The sequence below is a fragment of the Coprococcus sp. TM115-187 genome, from assembly GCF_027679115.1.
Lineage (GTDB): Bacteria > Bacillota > Clostridia > Lachnospirales > Lachnospiraceae > Allocoprococcus > Allocoprococcus comes.
The window spans coordinates 55,749-74,564 of record NZ_JAQEKS010000007.1 but is presented as its reverse complement, the minus strand read 5'-3'; the positions used below and the strand labels follow the sequence as shown (position 1 = coordinate 74,564).

Genomic DNA, 18,816 nt, shown 5'->3' with positions numbered 1-18,816 from the left:
AGGAGGACCGTGTTATGAGTATAACAGGAGTATTGATTGCTGCACTTATCGTAGGCGGTACCGGCGTATTCATCGGTGTCTTCCTTGGAATTGCAGGCAAGAAATTTGCAGTTGAAGTAGATGAAAAAGAAGAAGCGATTCTCGCAGAACTTCCGGGTAACAACTGTGGTGGATGTGGATATGCCGGATGTTCCGGTCTTGCAGCAGCTATCGCAAAAGGAGAAGCTCCGGTCGGACAGTGTCCGGTCGGCGGTGCTCCGGTAGCAGCAAAGATCGCAGCGATCATGGGCGAAGAAGCCGGTGAAAGCGTACACGAAGTTGCATTTGTAAAATGTGCAGGAACCTGCGAAAAAGCAAAACAGGCATATGATTATACAGGAATTACAGATTGCCAGATGGCAGCCATGATGCAGAATGGCGGACCAAAAGGATGTTCTTTCGGATGTCTTGGTTTCGGAAGCTGCGTAAAGGCATGTCCGTTCGATGCGATCCATATCGTAGACGGAATTGCAGTAGTTGACAAAGAAGCATGTAAAGCCTGTGGTAAATGTATCGCCACCTGTCCAAAACATCTGATCGAGCTTGTACCTTATGAACAGAAACATCTCGTACAGTGCAGCTCAAAAGATAAAGGAAAAGACGTTATGAGCGTATGTTCCGTAGGATGTATCGGATGTAAGATGTGTGAAAAAGTATGTGAATCTGATGCAGTACATGTAGTAGATAACATCGCACACATTGATCCGGAAAAATGTACAAACTGTGGAAAATGTGCGGAGAAATGTCCGAAGAAGATCATTAAGTAGATAATGAAAGAAAAGAATCCGGATGCTGTTTCGGAGGCTAAGAACAAGTTTTTCTTAGGCTTCTGCAAATGCATCCGAATTTTTTTTATTGAGTTCAGTCAGATGCGGAAGGATGAAAGGAGGGAAAGAGAAAGTTAGAAAAATTTAATTTTTAGAATATCGTGGGGTATGTTATAATAGGAAAAATGGAGAAGGAAAAGAAAATTTATTGGTTGACGGTTAGATGGAAAATCATCCAAAATAGAAATGAAAATAGAGACAAAATACGACATTGCATCATCTGTAAATATTGGCGCAGAGTATGACAAGGGCGTGAAGAAACTCTTTAAGAGCAAAGAGATCATTGTGCCGATTATGGAGATGGTGATCCCGGAATTTGAAGGGTGTTCGCAGGAAGAGATCCTGAATTGTCTGGACCTTGCATCGATTACATCGGATGAGGTTGTCAGTGACGCACCGGTTTCGGAGACGGATGAATATCGGATACGGGGCGAAGATGCAGGGATATTTGATTATCTTAATCAGGTATTTGTGGGAAATATAGAAGAAATAGAGACATATTCACATATTGAATGGGAAGAGGAATTTAAGGAGGATGTGGCTATGACGATGACGGGATTTAGTGATGTGTTGGTTAGACGAGGAAGAGAAGAAGGAAGAAAAGAGGGAAGAGAAGAAGGTAGAATAGAAGGGCGAGAGATAGGACAGGAGGAGACAACGGTTAAATTTATCTGGAGTTTACATGAAATGAAATGCACAGATGAAATGATTTCGGAAGCAGTAAAAAGACCGGTTGATTATGTGCAGGATATTTTGAAAAAAGATGCACCTCAGTAAGAAAGTTGGGAACACTTTTGTGAAAAATAGATTAATAGCAGGAATAAAGATGCTTTTACAGGACTTATGGAATATCCGCATTGCGATTCTTGTATTTGCAATTTATTTTGTTATAGGAAGAAAGTTTTTATACAGTCTGTGTCCAATGGTGATCATGACGGGATTTCCTTGTCCGGGATGCGGGCTTACAAGAGCGATGTTTATGGTGCTGCGAGGGGACTTTGCCGGGGCATGGAAAATGCATCCGTTTATTTATGGTGTGATTATTCTGGTGGGATGGTTTGGCGTGCGGAGATACATACAGAGAAAAGAAACGAAGAGTCTTGGGAAATGGGTGATTCTTCTGTGCGTAGGACTGATTCTATATTATGTGTACCGAATGGTAAGGTATTTTCCGGGAGATGCTCCGATGAGTTATTATTATGGAAGCGTGGGATACCGGGGGTGGGAGATAATTAGAAGTGGAAGAAATTATTTATAGTAGAGTATATAGAAGTGCTGCGAAGTCATCAAAACGATGATGGAGCGGCACTTTTTGGATTAATCATAAAAACAAATGTCGCTTATCTTCCACTTAAGCGACTTTTTTTACCCAGTATTTTTCTACAACATAAATAATGTTATCATTTTTAACATATTTCGTTAAGTTAGGCATAACGGATTTAGGTGCTTTAACTGTAAAACTTTATCAAAATATCGCAACTTTTTTTACTATTTTGACACCCTAATCATATACGGAATGTTCTACCGGTTCGGTCTGATCGATGTACCGGACGAGGTTAAGGAGAATATGAGGAAAAATGATCGAAGCAATAAAAAACAGAAGAAGCATCAGAAAATATAAGAACAAAGCTGTGGACAAGGATGAGTCATTCATTCCGAGACGAAGAGGTGGAATTTAGAAATTTATTTTAGGATATAATTATTACTAAAAGATAATGTTGAAAACAATCTTGGATAAGTGGTAAAATCGTTTGGAGGCACAAAATGAAAAAGTATGCGATACCATTGTTGTAATTGAAGTGAGCCTGTTGAAGGAAGAAAGAATAAAAATATCTAAAATAATTGATTTGATATGATACTAAAAAGGAAGGTGATTAGAAATCAAGTTGTACAAAAAAATAATAATTCAAGATTTTAATCAACCAGTAATGTGGCTGATTCCGGCAATCATTTTTAGTGCTTGTCTTGTATTTTTTATTAGTTGGGTGTATGAGAAAGGTTCTCAAAAGCAGGAAAAGGATAATGGAATTAATAAAAAATATAGAATTGCGTGGATATTATTTATTGCCTATATTATTGTTACCTTTCAGACTGTCTTTTTTTCAAGAGAAGCGGGGAGCAGGAAAGAAATTAGTTTAGTGTTATTTGAAACATGGGGACATTCTTTCCATATGCATGCTATGTTTATTGAGAATATTATTATGTTTATTCCTTTTGGTGTATTGTTACCAATAGTTTTTAAACAAGTCAGAAGCGGTTGGAAATGTGTGCTGATTGGTTTTTTATGTTCCTGTGGTATAGAGATCACACAGCATATTACGCAGAGAGGATATTTACAATTGGATGATGTGGTAACAAATACAGTTGGGATGTTTATCGGATGGGCGATATGGAAGATCGTATGCAAGTGTCTCAGAACATGTCTGAGTGAAAAGTGCTGATATTATCCAGAAATAATTTCCTGGAATTTCAATATTCGATTTGCGGGGAGTACAGAGCATTCTGGATAATTGCGGCAGATATTTATGATGAGGAGCCCTTTTGATGTGATAGAACATCAGTGTCTGATTGAGAAGGTAAGTTCGTGATGTTATATCTGCTGGGAAGCTCTCCCCGCGCTAATCCTAGCGCAGGAAGCCTCTCAGCATTTTTTCTTTCCAGAACCGGTACTTCTGATACCGTATCGGCAGATCCATCCAGGTTTTCTTATCGACCATGCTTCTCTGATGTGTGAAGCATTCAAATCCTTCTTTTCCATGATAGCATCCCATGCCGCTTTCTCCGACACCGCCGAACGGCATCTGGCTGGTGGCGAGGTGGATGATGGTATCGTTGATGCAGCCGCCGCCAAAATGGCATCTGGCAAGGACTTTCTTTTTGGCAGCAGGATCTTCGGTGAAAAGATAGAGTGCAAGCGGGTGGGGATGGGATTCGACCTGCCGGATTGCATCATTCAGGTCAGAATAGGTAAGTACCGGAAGAATCGGTCCAAAAATTTCTTCGCCCATGACCGGATCGTCCCAGGTGACATCTTTTAGGATGGTCGGGGCAATGCGCAGGGCAGACGGATCGGACTCACCTCCACAGACCAGTTTATCGGCAGCAATCAGGTTCTGCAGCCGGTGAAAATGTTTTTCGTTGATGATTTTCCCATAATCCGGATTTTGCAGAGGCTGCTTACCAAACTGACGGTGGATTTCTTTTTCCAGTGCCTGAAGGAGTTGGTCGCGAATGGAAGCAGCGCAGAGGATATAATCCGGGGCAACGCAGGTCTGTCCGCAGTTGAGGTATTTTCCGAATACGATCCGTTTTGCGGTGAGAGAAATTTTCGCTGTGGAATCTACAATACACGGACTTTTTCCGCCAAGCTCCAAAGTGACAGGAGTCAAATATTCGGCAGCGTGACGAAGGACTTCTTTACCGACCGTTTTTCCTCCGGTGAAGAAGATTTTATCAAACTGCTGGTTTAAGAGCGCCTGATTTTCTTCCCGGCCTCCGGTGATCATCGTTACATATTCCGGTGGATAGCATTCCTTGAGAAGCTGACTCAGAAGCTGACTGGTGTGTGGAGCGTAAGCGCTTGGCTTCAGGATGACGGTATTTCCGGCGGCGAGCGCATCGATCAGCGGTTCTAAAGTGAGGAGTACCGGGTAATTCCAGGGACTCATGATCAGTACGGTTCCGTAGGGGGATGGCGATTGAAAGCTTTTGGCGGCGAAGTGTGCCAGCGGAGTAGGGACGGTTTTACAGCGCATCAGCTTTGGTAAATGCTTTTGCATCCAGGTAAGCTCGGAAAGCGTCAGACCGATTTCACACATATAGCTTTCCATCCGGCTTTTTCCAAGATCCGCTTTTAGTGCAGTGTACAGATCTTGTTCATGGCGTTTGAGTGCAAGTTTTAGCTGTTCTAATTGTTTTAATCGAAAAGAAAGCGGAAGTGTTGCGCCGGTTGCAAAAAAATCACGCTGCGTGGAGATCCGCTGTCTGATTGTCTGTTCATCCATGTGTTTTAACCTCCCAGGTATCTGGATATTTAAGTTTCGATTCCTGTTTTCCAAATTGTGTTTGGTGTTAGAATATTTTTGAAGAGTCTTTTATACTGAAAATAACGTATGTTTCTTTTATGATAACGAAAATAAGGGAATTCTTCAATGGTGTGAGTGGCGAAAATGGAAAGAATGTGATAAAATATTTTTGTTTGCAGCAGCAGACTCGCATAATTTTATCAAGACAGGAGTTTTAATATATATGGGATACGAGCGTTTGGAAAAGAGTTTAATCGATCTGGTAAAGGAAGAGCAGGCAAAGCTCGGATATCGGAAAGAGATGATCCGGCTTTATTATCCGCTCAGTTCACTGAATCATTTTATGGAGGCGAATGCAGATGCGGAAGAGATGCAGGAGCTCCTTGCAGATTTTCCGAAAGCAGCAGAAGATATTTTCGGGGAAGTCGGGATTACACATGTAAAGGACCGTTTTTGCTTTGCTTTATCGGAAAAAGCATCGGAATATGTGCATGAAAATATGAAACCGAATGAATTTATCAAAGAGCTGGTGGAGCTTGTCGCAAAGCATGGCTGCACGATGGAAGATATCGAAGCATTGTTCTGTTCACATTCGGACAAGATCGTGACAGAACCGATGGACAATGGAGAATTTGACCGGATGATCCGTTTTGAAGCGGGCGAGGACAAGTATTATTATTGTTTTAAAGATGAAGGCTGTCATATTATCTATCATCGCTTTCTCCCGGAAGATTATGCAGATTTTGATTTTTAAATCGAACATTGCGGGAATTGCATAGCGATGGAGCAATCCGGTTATATCAGTGAGTGGCAAAATTTACTTTTGACACTCACATCATTAAATTGAATAAAAATGGATACAGATTTTGGCTTTAAACCAGATAAGAAAATAAGAAATCGAGGTAACACCAATGAAAATCGGAATATATGATTCAGGGATCGGCGGACTTTCTGTGCTTCACCGCGCACTGAAAAAGATGCCGGAAGCAGAATTTATATATTATGCAGATACAAAGCATGTTCCATACGGAGAAAAGACGAGGGAACAGATCAAAGGATATGTAGAAGAGGTTCTGAATTTCCTGATCGCGAAGGAGGTTGATGCAATCGTAATCGCCTGTAATACGGCAACCAGCGTGGCAACGAAAGAATTCAGAGGCGAATTTGCCGTACCGATCGTCGGTATGGAACCGGCAGTCAAGCGCGCGCTCAAGCTCTATCAGGATATGCAGAAACGGATTCTGGTAACAGCAACACCGGTTACGATAGCCGGAGAAAAATTACACAGCCTTCTGGAAAAAGTAGATACCGAACACGAAGTAGACCTTGCGCCACTTCCAAAACTGGTCCGCTTTGCCGAAGCCGGAAGATTCCAGGACCCGGAAGTAGATGAATATCTGAAAAACAGCCTTCAGAGCTATACACTCAACCAGTATGCTGCAGTCGTACTTGGCTGTACTCACTTCAACTACTTCAAACAATCCTTCCGCAAAATCTTCCCGGGAGAAATCCATTTCGTAGACGGCAACGAAGGCACCCTTCGCCAGCTAAAACGAGTTCTCCCCGAACAAACCACCCCAGGAGAACCCAGCAAAGTCACCTACTACTTCTCCGGAAAACCTGCTGATGATGAGGGGATGAAGAAAATCCAGGCATGTATGACGCAGTTAGATAAAGTATATGAGATCAAGTAAATACTGATATCGAATAAAATCCACCCCATTCCTATCTTGTGCAATGGAGATGAGACTCAAGAATCGTGGAAGCCTTTGCTGAACACGATTCTCGCCCTAAGAGGCTCATCGGAATGGTTTGCACAACTTGGAATGGGGTGGATTTTATTCTTCTCTGGTGGTGTCACAACCTATCTTATTGTACTTCCTGTATCCCGGAAATATCACTATCTATCATCATTGAGTAATTTGTATAATACACGACAAACCCAGGCTTGCTTCCATTTGGTTTCTTAACCTGCTTTTTCTCTACATAGTCAACCTCCACCTTTTCAGCCCCGGAATTCTTCGAGTAATGCGCAGCAAGTCTGGCTGCCTCTTCAAAGGTCCGGTCCGGAAGTTCATCCCCGTTCGTCTTCACGATGACATGGGAACCTGGTGCTTTTTTCGCATGGAACCACCAGTCCCCGCCATTTGCAAAATGGAAGGTGAGTTCTTCGTTCTGAAGATTATTTTTTCCAACATACATATGGAAACCGTCTGAAGAAATATAGTGGAACGGTTTGCTTGTGATCTTCACCTTTTTGGCAGACTGCTTTCTGCGGATAAATCCACTTTCGATCAGTTCTTCCTTGATCTGGATCAGGTCATCCTCGCTTCGTGCAATATCCAGGGATTTGCTGACGGACTCCAGATAATCAATCTCATCTTTCGTTTCTTTGATCAGTTCTGAAAGAGCCTCGAAAGTACGTTTCTGTTTATTATACCGGTCAAAATATTTCTTTGCATTTTCCTGCGGTGTTTTTTGCGGATCCAGCGGAATTTTGATCATTTCGTTAGTATAATAATTGAGTGCTTCCAGTTCTTTTGCACCTTCTTCGAGATTGTAACCGTAGGTGTGGATCAGTTCTCCGTATACCTTGTATTTATCGCGGCTTTCCGTATCGCGAAGTTGCTTTAACTGCAGGTCGTATTTCTTGCGGTTACGTTCCAGCGCTGTCTGAACCACACGGCGCAGATCCGAAGATTTCTGGCGGATCCGGGTGATCAGATCACGGGAAGAATAATAAGTCCGGATCACTTCGGAAATCGAATCATAAGATTTTACCTGATAGTTGGAAAAGTGGGTGAGCAGAAGAGATGAGAACTCTTTCGGCTCATTTCCATCATAATAAATAGCAGGAGAGAATTTGCTTTCTGTCACCTGCTCCACAAAATAGGTAAACTGCCGGTACAGATGCGCCAGCAGATCACCGGACATCTCCGATGCCGGAACAGAAGAGTCGATTCCTGCCAGATAGCAGATCTCTTCGGCGACAACCGGACTGATTCCGGTAAAACTGTTGTAGATCGCTTTTCCGACCGGCATTGGTTTGGATAGAAGTTCCTGTGTGAAATTTTCCTCCGGTATGCCAAGTGGATTCTCTTTTTTCATAGTATCCGGGATAAAATATTCTCTTCCCGGAAGAACCTCACGCACAGAACTCATCTGCGCGGAAACATGCTTGATACTGTCGATGATCATTCCTTTTTCATTACAGAAAATAATATTGCTGTGCTTGCCCATGATCTCAACGATCAGGGATTTGCGGCACAGATCTCCAAGTTCATCCAGGTGCTCGATCTCGAAGCGGATGATCCGTTCCAGGGAAGGCTGAGAAATGCCTACGATGCGGCCATTTGCAATATGTTTTCTCAGAAGCATACAGAAATTCGGTGCAGTCATCGGACTTGGTTTGTTGTCTCTGGACAGATAGATCAGCGGCAGGGATGCACTTGCGGAGATGACCAGTCTTACCTGTCCTTTTGCAGGTTTGATCGTGAGAAGCAGTTCATCATTTTCCGGCTGTGCGATCTTGGCGATCCGTCCGTTCAGGATGGTATCATTTAATTCTTTTACGATATTTGCGATTGTAATTCCATCAAAAGCCATTTTAAAAATTCACCTCATATTTATCCGGGAATATGCCAGGGCATATTCTTTTTTTTAATGGGCTCATTATAGCATAGAGAGGTATGCATAGACAAGTGAAAATGCCCTGTCACCCGGTTGACGAGTAAGTGCAAATGAACTATAATAATCGATAGTAAAACGGCCCTTAAAAGGTCAGTAAGAAGAGGGAAAATCAAATGATAAAAAGTATGACAGGCTTTGGACGGTGTGAGATCGCCGAAGCAGACCGCAAATTTACCGTAGAGATGAAAGGGGTTAATCACCGTTACCTGGATGTGAATATCCGTATGCCAAAGAAGCTTAATTTCTTTGAGTCCGCGATCCGCAACCTGCTCAAGCAGTATGTGCAGAGAGGAAAGATTGATATTTTCATCGGGTATGAAGATATGACAGAAAGTCAGATGACTTTGAAATATAATCAGAAGCTGGCAGAAGAATATATGGCAAGCTTTAAGCAGATGGAAGAACAGTTTGGGCTTGATAATGATGTGCGGGTATCCACACTTGCACGCTGCCCGGAAGTCCTTACGATGGAAGAACAGTCTGTGGATGAGGAAGAACTTTGGAGTGGTCTTGAAAAAGCAATGAAAGGCGCATGCGAACAGTTTGTACAGACCAAGACTACAGAAGGTGAGAACCTGAAGAAGGATATCATTGGCAAGCTGGATGGAATGCTGGAAGTTGTTGCCAGGGTTGAAGAGCGATCTCCGCAGATCGTTGCTGAATACCGGGAGAAGCTGGAAACGAAAGTGAAGGAGCTTCTTGGGGACACCCAGATTGACGAAGGACGGATCGCGGCTGAGGTTGTGATCTTCTCTGACAAGATCTGTACAGATGAAGAAGTGGTAAGGCTGAAAAGCCATATCAAGCATATGAAGGAAACTCTGGAACAGACAGAGGGAATCGGACGCAAGCTTGATTTCATTGCGCAGGAGATGAACCGTGAGGCGAACACGATCTTATCCAAGGCAAATGATCTGGAAGTATCCAATTATGCGATCGATCTGAAGACTGAGATTGAAAAAGTCCGTGAGCAGATTCAAAATATTGAATAAAGCTTTGAAAAATGTAAAAAGATGTGTTAAAATAACATTTCAATGTCTGAGTATGCAGGAGAACTGATTATGAGAGAAAAAAAAGGAATCCTTATTGTAGTATCCGGATTTTCCGGAGCCGGTAAGGGAACACTGATGAAAAAGCTGATGCAGGACTATGATAATTATGCATTATCGATCTCTGCAACCACGCGGCAGCCTCGTGTCGGGGAAGAAGATGGAAGAGAGTATTTTTTCAAAACCAAAGATGAATTTGAAAAAATGATTGCGCGTGATGAGCTTATAGAGTATGCTAGATATGTAGAAAACTACTATGGAACTCCGAAGCAGTATGTTATGGAGCAGTTAGAGGCAGGCAAGGATGTGATCCTTGAGATTGAGATCCAGGGTGCGCTGAAAGTGAAAGAGAAGTATCCGGATACCCTGCTGATGTTCGTGACTCCGCCGAGTGCGCAGGTACTGAAAGACAGACTGGTAGGACGGGGAACCGAGACCGCAGAAGTGATCGATTCGAGAATGAAGCGGGCCGTAGAAGAATCACAGGGCGTAGAGAAGTACGATTATCTTGTGATCAATGATGACCTGGAGCGCTGCGCAAAAGAGATGCACAGCATTATTCAGGGTGAGCATGACCGGGTAAGCCGGAATGCTGACTTTATAGATGATATCAGAAAAGAACTGAAGGAACTGTAGGAAAGGAGCAGAATTTATGTTACATCCATCATATACCGATTTGATGAAAGTAGTAAATCAGGACGTGGAAGAAGGCGCAACTAAGATTGTCAACAGCCGTTATTCTATCGTTCTTGCAACAGCAAAGAGAGCGAGACAGATCATTGACGGCGAGATGCCGCTTGTTCCTGTTAAGGACGGCGAAAAGCCGCTTTCTATTGCAATTGATGAGCTGAACAGTGGAAAGATCAAAATTATTGCAGAAGATGCAGACAAATAAAAGAAGTTCGATACCCTGCAGCTGTCTGCGGGGTATTCTTATGATAGGGGATTTTATTTTCCGGTGAAGATGATTTCCCCTGCCGCCCAGAAATTATGCTTGAGGAGAAATTTATTTTATGAATATATTATTCATTTCATTAGGCTGTGACAAGAACCTTGTGGATTCGGAGGTCATGCTTGGGATTCTTGCAAAGGACGGTCATCAGATGGTGGACGATGAGACAATGGCAGATGTCATTATCATTAACACCTGCTGCTTTATCCATGACGCAAAGGAAGAGAGTATCCAGAATATTCTTGAGATGGCAGAACTGAAGAAGACCGGCAGATTAAAAGCCCTGATCGTAACAGGCTGTCTTGCACAGAGATACAAAGAAGAGATCATTCAGGAAATCCCGGAGGTTGATGCGGTTCTCGGAACGACTTCTTATGAAGAGATCGCACACGTGATCGATGGAGTTTTAAGCGACAGTCCGATGGAGCGCGGAGATGTGCGCCTGACCATGAAGGATGTGGATTATCTCCCGGTGACAGACACGCACCGTATGGTGACGACCGGCGGACATTTCGCTTATCTGAAGATTGCAGAAGGCTGTGACAAGCACTGTACTTACTGTATTATCCCGAAGGTACGAGGAGATTTTCGGAGTGTGCCGATGGAGCATCTGTTGGAGGAAGCGCAGAATCTGGTAGACGGAGGGGTGAAGGAGCTGATCCTGGTAGCACAGGAGACCACCATGTACGGAACCGATCTGTACGGGGAGAAGCGGCTTCCACAACTTTTGAGAGCGCTCTGCAAGATCAGCGGACTTCGCTGGATCCGTATTTTATACTGTTATCCGGAGGAAATCACGGATGAGCTGATTCAGGTGATCAAGGAGGAACCAAAGATCTGCCATTATCTGGATCTCCCGATCCAGCATGCAAGCGATGGTATCCTGAAGAGAATGGGAAGACGGACTTCCAGAGCGCAGCTCATCGAGACCATTGAGAAGCTTCGACGTGAGATTCCGGATATCGCACTTCGCACAACTTTGATCACCGGATTCCCGGGAGAGACACAGGAACAGCATGAAGAGCTGATGGATTTTGTGGATCAGATGAAATTCGACAGACTTGGCGTATTTACCTACTCACCGGAAGAGGATACTCCTGCAGCATCTATGCCGGATCAGATCCCGGAAGAAGTCAAAGAGGAACGTCAGGCAGAGCTCATGGAACTTCAGCAGGATATCGTATTTGACCAGGCAGAAGACCGGATTGGGGAAGAGCTGCTTGTGATGATCGAAGGCAAGGTAGCAGATGAGAATGCCTATGTGGGAAGAACCTACCGGGATGCGCCGAATGTAGACGGACTTATTTTTGTGAACACATCGGAAGAACTGATGTCGGGAGATTTTGCAAGGGTAAAAGTGACCGGATCGGCAGATTATGATTTGATAGGAGAGTTATTATGAATTTACCAAATAAGTTAACGATTTTACGAGTGATTTTAATTCCGTTTTTTGTAGTGTTTATGTTATTTGATATTACCGGAGCAGCAGATAAGTGGATCGCACTTGTGGTCTTCTGTGTTGCCAGCCTGACGGATATGCTGGATGGGAAAATCGCCAGAAAGTACAACCTGGTAACGAACTTCGGCAAATTTATGGATCCGCTTGCAGACAAGCTGCTGGTATGTACCGCGCTGATCTGTCTGACATCTATGAACAGACTGAATGTCATTGTTGTTCTGGTGATCATTGCCAGAGAATTTATCATCAGCGGGTTCCGTCTGGTTGCTTCTGACAATGGAATCGTCATTGCGGCAAGCTACTGGGGCAAATTCAAAACCGTATCACAGATGGCACTGATCATTGTGCTGATCATGGATCTGGGCGGTGTGTGGAATGTTGTAGGAACAGTCCTTACATGGGTAGCACTGCTCCTGACCGTCGTTTCACTGATCGATTATATTGCAAAGAACAAACAGGTATTAACACAGGGAGGCATGTAAAATGGTTGTAGAGCTGATTTCTGTCGGCACTGAAATTTTACTTGGCAACATTGTGAATACAAACGCAACATACCTAGCAGAGAAATGTGCTCTGCTAGGTTGTTCTTTATATCACCAGACTGTTGTCGGTGACAATGAAGAGCGTATGGAAGAAGCAATCCGCCAGGCAATTGAGCGCGCTGATATCGTAATTCTGACAGGGGGACTTGGCCCTACCAAGGATGATCTGACAAAAGAAGTAACTGCAAAGGTATTTGGCAGAAAACTTTATATGGATGAACATTCCAAAGCACGAATCCGGGACTATTTTGAGAAGATTAAGAGTAAAAAGGTGACAGAGAATAACTGGAAGCAGGCGTTGGTTCCGGAAGGCGCGATCGTGATCGACAATCTGAACGGAACGGCACCTGGACTGATTCTGGAGGATAAAGAGCGCGGCAAAGCAGCGATCCTGATCCCTGGGCCTCCGAATGAGATGAAGCCGATGTTTGAACATGACATTGCACCGTACCTCAATAAAAAGCAGCCGGAGGGAATCTATTCCCAGATGGTAAAAGTGTGCGGGATCGGGGAAAGCAGGGCAGAGACCATGGTTGCGGATCTGATGGATGCACAGACCAATCCGACGCTTGCGCCTTATGCAAAGACAGGAGAGGTACATTTTCGTGTGACTGCAAGAGCATGCTCTGAAGAAGCGGCAGAAAAACTGATGGAGCCGATGATCGAAGAGATGAAGAAGCGTTTTGGTGATGCTATTTATACGACCGAAGAGAATGTGACACTGGAAGAGTCGGTGATCCGTCTTCTGGAAGAGAAGAAGATGACTGTGACAACGGCAGAATCCTGTACAGGCGGAAAGCTTTCTGGCAGACTTCTGAATGTGTCGGGAGCTTCCGGCGTGTACAATGAAGGATACATTACTTATGCGAATGCATCGAAAGAAAAGATTCTTGGTGTGAAGCATGAGACACTGGAAACCTACGGGGCAGTCAGTGAACAGACAGCAGCAGAGATGGCGCTTGGGGCAGCAAAGGCGGCAGATGCAGATGCGGCACTTAGTGTAACCGGAATCGCAGGACCTGGCGGCGGTACAGCGGAAAAACCGGTCGGACTTGTGTATATCGGATGTGCGGTAAATGGAGAGGTAACGGTAAGAGAGTACCGTTTTACCGGCAATCGTGAGAAGAACCGGGACTATGCGGTTGCACGTGCGATCACGCTCTTGCGGGAAGAACTTTTAAAGAGGGCGTAAGAGAGAAAACCAGTTTATTCTGGAAAAGATGAGGTACAGAAAAATGATCATAAAAAGACTATATAGCAGTCAGGAGGTTGTGGAAGGTCTGCATCTGGTATGGGATGTATTTATCAGAGAAAACGCCAATTCCTGTACACAGCAGGGAATCGAGGAATTTGCCCGTTTTATCAAGATGGAGAATTTTATGCCTCTTGTCGAAAGCGGAGAGATGATCGTCTTTGGCGCGGTAGAAGGACAGGATCTTGGCGGTGTCGGAGCCGTGCGGAGGGATGGACATATTTCCCTTCTGTTTGTCCGCCCGGATTTGCGGAGAAAAGGGATTGCGAAGGCTCTTGTTGGTGAAATGTGCAGATACTGTACGATGCAGTTTGCTCTGATGCGTATGACGGTCAATACATCGGTTGTGAGTACGGAAGCTTATCACCATATGGGATTCCGGGATCTGGCACCGGTTCAGGAAAAGAACGGGATCCGTTTTGTTCCGATGGATTTGATGATATCACCGGCAAATGTAAGATCTTCTTATAATGGAAAGAAACATACGGGACTTTTTATCGGGATCGCAGTTACCGTACTTATTTTTCTGATATTCCTGGGACTGCTTTTCGGAAAAATCATCAGCAATTTTGCGAGTGGTGAAGGAAAACAGGAGGATTCGTCACAGATTTTTGAATATAACCCGGATGAGGACGGAGAAATTGACGATATCTTTGGCAGTAATGGAAATGAAGAGGATAATAAGGACAGCAGTTCTGAAGAAGCACAGGGAATCGAGGCAATTGAAGGCTACGAGGCAGAAAATCTGCCGTATACGATCACGGAGGAAAATTACACTTATTTTTCCAATGGAAATAAAGGCGAATATCCGATGCAGTTTGATGTCAAATATCCGCAGATCACAGGTGTGGAAGGTGAAAATATTGACAAAATCAATGAAATGCTGAAGGACTGTGCGATGAGTACGGTCAATACCTTATATCTGGCTCCGAGTGATTCTATGAAAGAGAAAATGTTGGAGGAATCGAACCCGTTTTTAGGAAGTCTTGTAACGTACAAGGTTTCTTATGCAGGAGAAGATTTTATCAGCGTAGCATTCAATGATATTTATTATGCAGGAAATACTTCTGCACAGTATTGTGACCTCCGTACCCGCAACATCCGTATTTCTGACGCAAAGCAGTTTGAAGTGGCAGATATTGTGGAACTAAGCGATGCATTTATGCACGATTGGATGAAAAAGATGAAGGGTGAAGCACCATCGGCAGAGGTGTTAAGCAGTGTGAAATTAAATGATTTCCGACAGATTTTAAATGGGGAAATCCTGGAGAACCGGTACTTTGATGCATTCTTTGTAGATAAGGATGGAATTGAGATCGGAATTACTTACCATTACCCGGGAGATGGAAAAAAATCTTCTGCGGAGAGTGGATGGATCACAGCGCCGTTTACTATGAAAGAAATAATTGAATATAAAACAGACAGTGAGTTCTGGAATCTTGTACAAAGTAACAATTGACGAATGTCGAAAATTGTGCGAAAATAAATACATATGGTGTTAAAACAATCACAAACGCCTTATAAAAGAAAAACAGATGTATTTGAAAGGAGTTTTAACATGATTTATTCACATGAAGTAGAAATGATGTGTCCGGTAGCTCAGGGTGCAAACCACGGACCAGCTCCAATTCCGGAAGAAGCAAAATGGGTAAAGGCTAAAGAAATCAAAGATATTTCCGGTCTTACACATGGTGTCGGCTGGTGTGCTCCACAGCAGGGTGCATGTAAGCTCACTTTGAATGTTAAAGATGGTATTATTCAGGAAGCACTTGTGGAGACTATCGGATGTTCAGGAATGACTCATTCCGCAGCTATGGCTTCAGAAATTCTTCCAGGAAAGACTATTTTGGAAGCACTTAACACAGACCTTGTCTGTGATGCAATTAATACAGCAATGAGAGAACTTTTCTTACAGATCGTATACGGAAGAACTCAGAGTGCATTCTCAGAAGAAGGACTTCCGATCGGTGCAGGACTTGAAGACCTTGGTAAAGGACTTCGTTCACAGGTTGGTACAATGTACGGAACTCTCGCAAAAGGACCACGTTACCTGGAAATGGCAGAAGGTTATGTAACAGGAATCGCTCTTGATGACCATGATGAAATCATCGGATACCAGTTCGTAAGTCTTGGAAAATTCACAGACTTTGTCAAAGCAGGCGATACTCCGAACGAAGCTTGGGAAAAAGCTAAAGGACAGTACGGACGTGTAGCTGATGCCGTTAAGATCATTGATCCGCGTAAAAACTAATTACATACATAAGTAATTAACGGGTTATATAGGCAACAATATTTTCAGGAGGACAATTAAATGGCTTTATTTGAATCATATGAGAGAAGAATTGATAAAATCAATGAAGTTTTAAACAGCTATGGCATTGCTTCACTCGAAGAAGCTGAAAAGATCACAAAGGATGCCGGACTGGATGTATACAACCAGATCAAAGGTATTCAGCCAATCTGTTTTGAAAACGCATGCTGGGCTTACATCACAGGTGCAGCAATCGCAATCAAAAAAGGATGTACAAGAGCAGCAGACGCTGCAGCAGCAATCGGAGAAGGACTTCAGGCTTTCTGTATTCCGGGATCTGTAGCAGATCAGAGAAAAGTAGGTCTGGGACATGGTAACCTTGGAAAGATGCTTCTTGAAGAAACAACAGACTGTTTCTGCTTCCTTGCAGGACATGAATCATTCGCAGCTGCTGAAGGTGCAATCGGTATCGCTGAAAAAGCAAACAAAGTTCGTCAGAAACCTCTTCGTGTTATCCTGAACGGTCTTGGAAAAGATGCTGCAAAGATCATTTCAAGAATTAACGGATTCACATATGTTCAGACAGACTATGACTATTATACAGGAGAACTGAAAGAAGTTCAGAGAATCGCTTACTCTGACGGACTCCGTTCTAAAGTAAACTGCTACGGTGCAAATGATGTACGTGAAGGTGTGGCTATCATGTGGAAAGAAGGCGTTGACGTTTCTATCACAGGTAACTCTACAAACCCGACACGTTTCCAGCATCCGGTTGCAGGTACATACAAGAAAGAATGCGTAGAAGCAGGAAAGAAATACTTCTCAGTTGCTTCAGGTGGTGGTACAGGACGTACACTTCACCCGGACAACATGGCAGCAGGACCGGCTTCTTACGGTATGACAGATACACTCGGACGTATGCACTCTGATGCACAGTTCGCAGGATCTTCATCTGTACCGGCTCACGTAGAAATGATGGGTCTTATCGGTGCTGGTAACAACCCGATGGTCGGAATGACAGTCGCTGTTGCTGTAAGCATTGAGGAAGCTCACAAAGCTGGTAAATTCTAAGAAATTTATTTACAGGGAGAGGCGTAGCGCCTCTCCCTTTGCATATACAAATCAAAGAAGAACCTGCCGGTCCGATTATTTTATATCAAATCTTTCTTTTGACACCAAATCCTATTTCTTACATATACTAATATCACATCTGATTGAATCGTTTATATATAAAATCTTCCTTAAAGTTCTAAAAAAGAAAGGCAGGCTATCCAGATAATGGAGCAACTTATGGATTATGTAAAACCGGAACTGCTTATTGTGACCGCAGTTCTATACTTTTTCGGAATTGCACTTAAACAAGCAGAATTTATCAAAGATAAATATATTCCGATCACGCTTGGGGCGACAGGCATTATCATCTGCGGGATCTGGGTGACATCTACTGCACATTTCGCAGGAGCACAGGATGTGTTGACCGCAGTTTTCGCATCCGTAACGCAGGGTATTGTTGTTGCAGGACTGAGTACCTACATCCATCAGATCATCAAGCAGGCAGGAAAAGAAGAGTAGGAGTAGAAGTGGTATGGCATTAAATGGAATTGACATCAGCAACTGGCAAAGTGGGATCAATCTTGCGGTTGTCCCGTGTGATTTTGTGGTAATTAAGGCGACAGAAGGAACCGATTATGTAAATCCGGATTACGAAAGAGCCTACCGTCAGGCGAAAACAGCAGGGAAATGCCTGGGCATTTATCACTATGCGTCTGGTGGAAATATACAGGCGGAGGCAGAATATTTTCTGAAGAATGCAGGGAGCCGTGTGGGGGAGGCAATGCTTGTGCTAGACTGGGAAGGGCGGTCCAATCCGGTATTTGGTGTGAATGACCGGGAATGGGTGAAAGCCTGGTGTAATTATATTTCAACAAAGACCAGCGTCAATCCTGTGGTTTATGTGCAGCAAAGTATGATGAGCCGGTTGCAGAATATCGGAAACTATGGACTGTGGGTAGCGCAGTACGCGAGTATGGAGCCAATCGGGTACCAGGAAAATCCATGGAATGAGGGCGCATATGCCTGTGTGATGCGGCAGTACAGTTCTTCGGGAAGATTAAGCGGATGGAATGGCAATCTGGATTTGAATAAATTCTACGGAGACCGGCAGGCGTGGAGCCGGTATGCTGGAAAAGGAAACCAGACAACTCCAGAGAAACCTTCTGAAGAGGAAGAAAACCAGGAAGGAACTACGCTGGATCTGGTTTTTCGGACGATGCGTGGAGAATTTGGAAATGGGGAAGAACGGAAAAGCCGGCTTGGAACCAGATATGGAGAAGTGCAGGGGATGATCGACTATATTTCCGGTGCCAGTACAGAGACACTGGCAAAGGAAGTGCGTGCCGGGAAATATGGCAACGGGGAAGTGCGGAAAACGGTTCTGGGGAAACGGTATGAAGAAGTACAAAGCAGAGTCAATGCCGAAGAAAACAAGTATCATATCGTCAAATCCGGGGATACACTTTCGAAAATTGCAGCGATATACGGAACATCTTATCAGGAAATCGCAAGGTTGAACAAACTACAAAATCCGAATCTGATTTATGTCGGTCAGAGGCTGCGAATCAAATAACCGGCTAATAGAAATAGATTTGATATTCAGAATCTGGTCTTTGAATTCAGTAATTTGGCAAAAAGAGCTATTGTTTTCAGCTTTTTGGTGTGCTATGATGAAAA

The 18,816-nt window shown here is 43.7% G+C and carries 19 protein-coding genes; 17 read left to right on the top strand and 2 right to left on the bottom strand.

Annotation, left to right across the window (positions count from 1 at the left end):
* The first annotated feature begins 14 nt into the window (after window positions 1-14).
* The 4 genes from PGW42_RS07140 to PGW42_RS07125 all read left to right on the top strand — a co-directional run bounded on the left by PGW42_RS07140 (window position 15) and on the right by PGW42_RS07125 (window position 3,307).
* On the top strand, window positions 15-806 hold the full coding sequence (locus PGW42_RS07140) for an RnfABCDGE type electron transport complex subunit B (protein ID WP_008375116.1): 792 nt from the start codon (window positions 15-17) through the stop codon (window positions 804-806).
* A gap of 246 nt (window positions 807-1,052) precedes the next feature.
* Window positions 1,053-1,643 carry a hypothetical protein gene (locus tag PGW42_RS07135; RefSeq protein ID WP_173826037.1) on the top strand — a complete coding sequence of 197 codons (591 nt, stop codon included), beginning with the start codon at window positions 1,053-1,055 and terminating at the stop codon, window positions 1,641-1,643.
* A gap of 49 nt (window positions 1,644-1,692) precedes the next feature.
* Window positions 1,693-2,124: a DUF2752 domain-containing protein gene (locus PGW42_RS07130; RefSeq protein WP_243271925.1), complete on the top strand. Its 432-nt coding sequence runs from the start codon at window positions 1,693-1,695 to the stop codon at window positions 2,122-2,124.
* A 628-nt stretch (window positions 2,125-2,752) separates the two neighbouring features.
* A complete protein-coding gene (locus PGW42_RS07125; protein WP_117556055.1) occupies window positions 2,753-3,307 on the top strand; it encodes a VanZ family protein in 555 nt (184 codons plus the stop codon).
* 183 nt (window positions 3,308-3,490) lie between these two features.
* On the opposite strand, the gene PGW42_RS07120 is transcribed toward PGW42_RS07125, so the two are convergent.
* Window positions 3,491-4,891: an aldehyde dehydrogenase gene (locus PGW42_RS07120; protein ID WP_270203180.1), complete on the bottom strand. Its 1,401-nt coding sequence runs from the start codon at window positions 4,889-4,891 to the stop codon at window positions 3,491-3,493.
* A gap of 223 nt (window positions 4,892-5,114) precedes the next feature.
* Between PGW42_RS07120 and PGW42_RS07115 the strand changes: the two genes are divergently transcribed.
* Complete coding sequence (locus PGW42_RS07115) at window positions 5,115-5,645, top strand: DUF3877 family protein (RefSeq protein ID WP_270203152.1); 531 nt, start codon at window positions 5,115-5,117, stop codon at window positions 5,643-5,645.
* Window positions 5,646-5,802: 157 nt separating this feature from the next.
* On the top strand, window positions 5,803-6,585 hold the full coding sequence (gene murI / locus PGW42_RS07110) for a glutamate racemase (RefSeq protein WP_055155593.1): 783 nt from the start codon (window positions 5,803-5,805) through the stop codon (window positions 6,583-6,585).
* A gap of 175 nt (window positions 6,586-6,760) precedes the next feature.
* Here murI and PGW42_RS07105 read toward each other — a convergent pair whose 3' ends face one another.
* The gene (locus PGW42_RS07105; protein WP_270203153.1) at window positions 6,761-8,497 is read right to left on the bottom strand and encodes an Rqc2 family fibronectin-binding protein; all 1,737 of its coding nucleotides are present in this window, start codon (window positions 8,495-8,497) and stop codon (window positions 6,761-6,763) included.
* 197 nt (window positions 8,498-8,694) lie between these two features.
* On the opposite strand from PGW42_RS07105, the gene PGW42_RS07100 reads away from it, so the two are divergent.
* The 11 genes from PGW42_RS07100 to PGW42_RS07050 all read left to right on the top strand — a co-directional run bounded on the left by PGW42_RS07100 (window position 8,695) and on the right by PGW42_RS07050 (window position 18,712).
* Entirely contained in the window at window positions 8,695-9,573 is an 879-nt protein-coding gene (locus PGW42_RS07100) for a YicC/YloC family endoribonuclease (RefSeq protein ID WP_008375132.1), read from the top strand.
* 69 nt (window positions 9,574-9,642) lie between these two features.
* Complete coding sequence (gene gmk, locus PGW42_RS07095) at window positions 9,643-10,266, top strand: guanylate kinase (protein ID WP_117556048.1); 624 nt, start codon at window positions 9,643-9,645, stop codon at window positions 10,264-10,266.
* 16 nt (window positions 10,267-10,282) lie between these two features.
* A complete protein-coding gene (gene rpoZ / locus PGW42_RS07090; protein ID WP_022220478.1) occupies window positions 10,283-10,525 on the top strand; it encodes a DNA-directed RNA polymerase subunit omega in 243 nt (80 codons plus the stop codon).
* A gap of 118 nt (window positions 10,526-10,643) precedes the next feature.
* On the top strand, window positions 10,644-11,984 hold the full coding sequence (gene rimO, locus PGW42_RS07085) for a 30S ribosomal protein S12 methylthiotransferase RimO (protein WP_270203154.1): 1,341 nt from the start codon (window positions 10,644-10,646) through the stop codon (window positions 11,982-11,984).
* Complete coding sequence (pgsA, locus tag PGW42_RS07080; RefSeq protein WP_270203155.1) at window positions 11,981-12,523, top strand: CDP-diacylglycerol--glycerol-3-phosphate 3-phosphatidyltransferase; 543 nt, start codon at window positions 11,981-11,983, stop codon at window positions 12,521-12,523. Before rimO ends, pgsA begins: the two co-directional genes overlap by 4 nt.
* Before the next feature lies 1 nt (window position 12,524).
* Window positions 12,525-13,775: a competence/damage-inducible protein A gene (locus PGW42_RS07075; RefSeq protein WP_270203156.1), complete on the top strand. Its 1,251-nt coding sequence runs from the start codon at window positions 12,525-12,527 to the stop codon at window positions 13,773-13,775.
* Between the two features lie 43 nt (window positions 13,776-13,818).
* Complete coding sequence (locus tag PGW42_RS07070) at window positions 13,819-15,294, top strand: GNAT family N-acetyltransferase (protein ID WP_270203157.1); 1,476 nt, start codon at window positions 13,819-13,821, stop codon at window positions 15,292-15,294.
* 99 nt (window positions 15,295-15,393) lie between these two features.
* Window positions 15,394-16,086 carry an iron-sulfur cluster assembly scaffold protein gene (locus PGW42_RS07065; RefSeq protein WP_022220480.1) on the top strand — a complete coding sequence of 231 codons (693 nt, stop codon included), beginning with the start codon at window positions 15,394-15,396 and terminating at the stop codon, window positions 16,084-16,086.
* Window positions 16,087-16,146: 60 nt separating this feature from the next.
* Window positions 16,147-17,157 carry a GGGtGRT protein gene (locus tag PGW42_RS07060; protein WP_008375150.1) on the top strand — a complete coding sequence of 337 codons (1,011 nt, stop codon included), beginning with the start codon at window positions 16,147-16,149 and terminating at the stop codon, window positions 17,155-17,157.
* Between the two features lie 207 nt (window positions 17,158-17,364).
* Window positions 17,365-17,658, top strand: a complete 294-nt coding sequence (locus PGW42_RS07055) for a phage holin family protein (RefSeq protein WP_172676441.1) — start codon at window positions 17,365-17,367, stop codon at window positions 17,656-17,658.
* Window positions 17,659-17,671: 13 nt separating this feature from the next.
* Window positions 17,672-18,712: a GH25 family lysozyme gene (locus PGW42_RS07050; RefSeq protein WP_270203158.1), complete on the top strand. Its 1,041-nt coding sequence runs from the start codon at window positions 17,672-17,674 to the stop codon at window positions 18,710-18,712.
* The last annotated feature ends 104 nt before the right edge of the window (window positions 18,713-18,816 follow it).

Excerpts from the sequence above, each read along its gene's own strand:
- PGW42_RS07070 (WP_270203157.1), top strand. The coding sequence starts at position 13,819 with ATGATCATAAAAAGACTATATAGCAGTCAGGAGGTTGTGGAAGGTCTG.
- PGW42_RS07065 (WP_022220480.1), top strand. The coding sequence starts at position 15,394 with ATGATTTATTCACATGAAGTAGAAATGATGTGTCCGGTAGCTCAGGGT.
- PGW42_RS07100 (WP_008375132.1), top strand. The coding sequence starts at position 8,695 with ATGATAAAAAGTATGACAGGCTTTGGACGGTGTGAGATCGCCGAAGCA.
- PGW42_RS07055 (WP_172676441.1), top strand. The coding sequence starts at position 17,365 with ATGGAGCAACTTATGGATTATGTAAAACCGGAACTGCTTATTGTGACC.
- PGW42_RS07050 (WP_270203158.1), top strand. The coding sequence starts at position 17,672 with ATGGCATTAAATGGAATTGACATCAGCAACTGGCAAAGTGGGATCAAT.
- PGW42_RS07140 (WP_008375116.1), top strand. The coding sequence starts at position 15 with ATGAGTATAACAGGAGTATTGATTGCTGCACTTATCGTAGGCGGTACC.
- PGW42_RS07060 (WP_008375150.1), top strand. The coding sequence starts at position 16,147 with ATGGCTTTATTTGAATCATATGAGAGAAGAATTGATAAAATCAATGAA.
- rpoZ (WP_022220478.1), top strand. The coding sequence starts at position 10,283 with ATGTTACATCCATCATATACCGATTTGATGAAAGTAGTAAATCAGGAC.
- rimO (WP_270203154.1), top strand. The coding sequence starts at position 10,644 with ATGAATATATTATTCATTTCATTAGGCTGTGACAAGAACCTTGTGGAT.
- PGW42_RS07115 (WP_270203152.1), top strand. The coding sequence starts at position 5,115 with ATGGGATACGAGCGTTTGGAAAAGAGTTTAATCGATCTGGTAAAGGAA.
- pgsA (WP_270203155.1), top strand. The coding sequence starts at position 11,981 with ATGAATTTACCAAATAAGTTAACGATTTTACGAGTGATTTTAATTCCG.
- gmk (WP_117556048.1), top strand. The coding sequence starts at position 9,643 with ATGAGAGAAAAAAAAGGAATCCTTATTGTAGTATCCGGATTTTCCGGA.
- PGW42_RS07135 (WP_173826037.1), top strand. The coding sequence starts at position 1,053 with ATGAAAATAGAGACAAAATACGACATTGCATCATCTGTAAATATTGGC.
- PGW42_RS07130 (WP_243271925.1), top strand. The coding sequence starts at position 1,693 with ATGCTTTTACAGGACTTATGGAATATCCGCATTGCGATTCTTGTATTT.
- PGW42_RS07105 (WP_270203153.1), bottom strand. The coding sequence starts at position 8,497 with ATGGCTTTTGATGGAATTACAATCGCAAATATCGTAAAAGAATTAAAT.
- murI (WP_055155593.1), top strand. The coding sequence starts at position 5,803 with ATGAAAATCGGAATATATGATTCAGGGATCGGCGGACTTTCTGTGCTT.
- PGW42_RS07075 (WP_270203156.1), top strand. The coding sequence starts at position 12,525 with ATGGTTGTAGAGCTGATTTCTGTCGGCACTGAAATTTTACTTGGCAAC.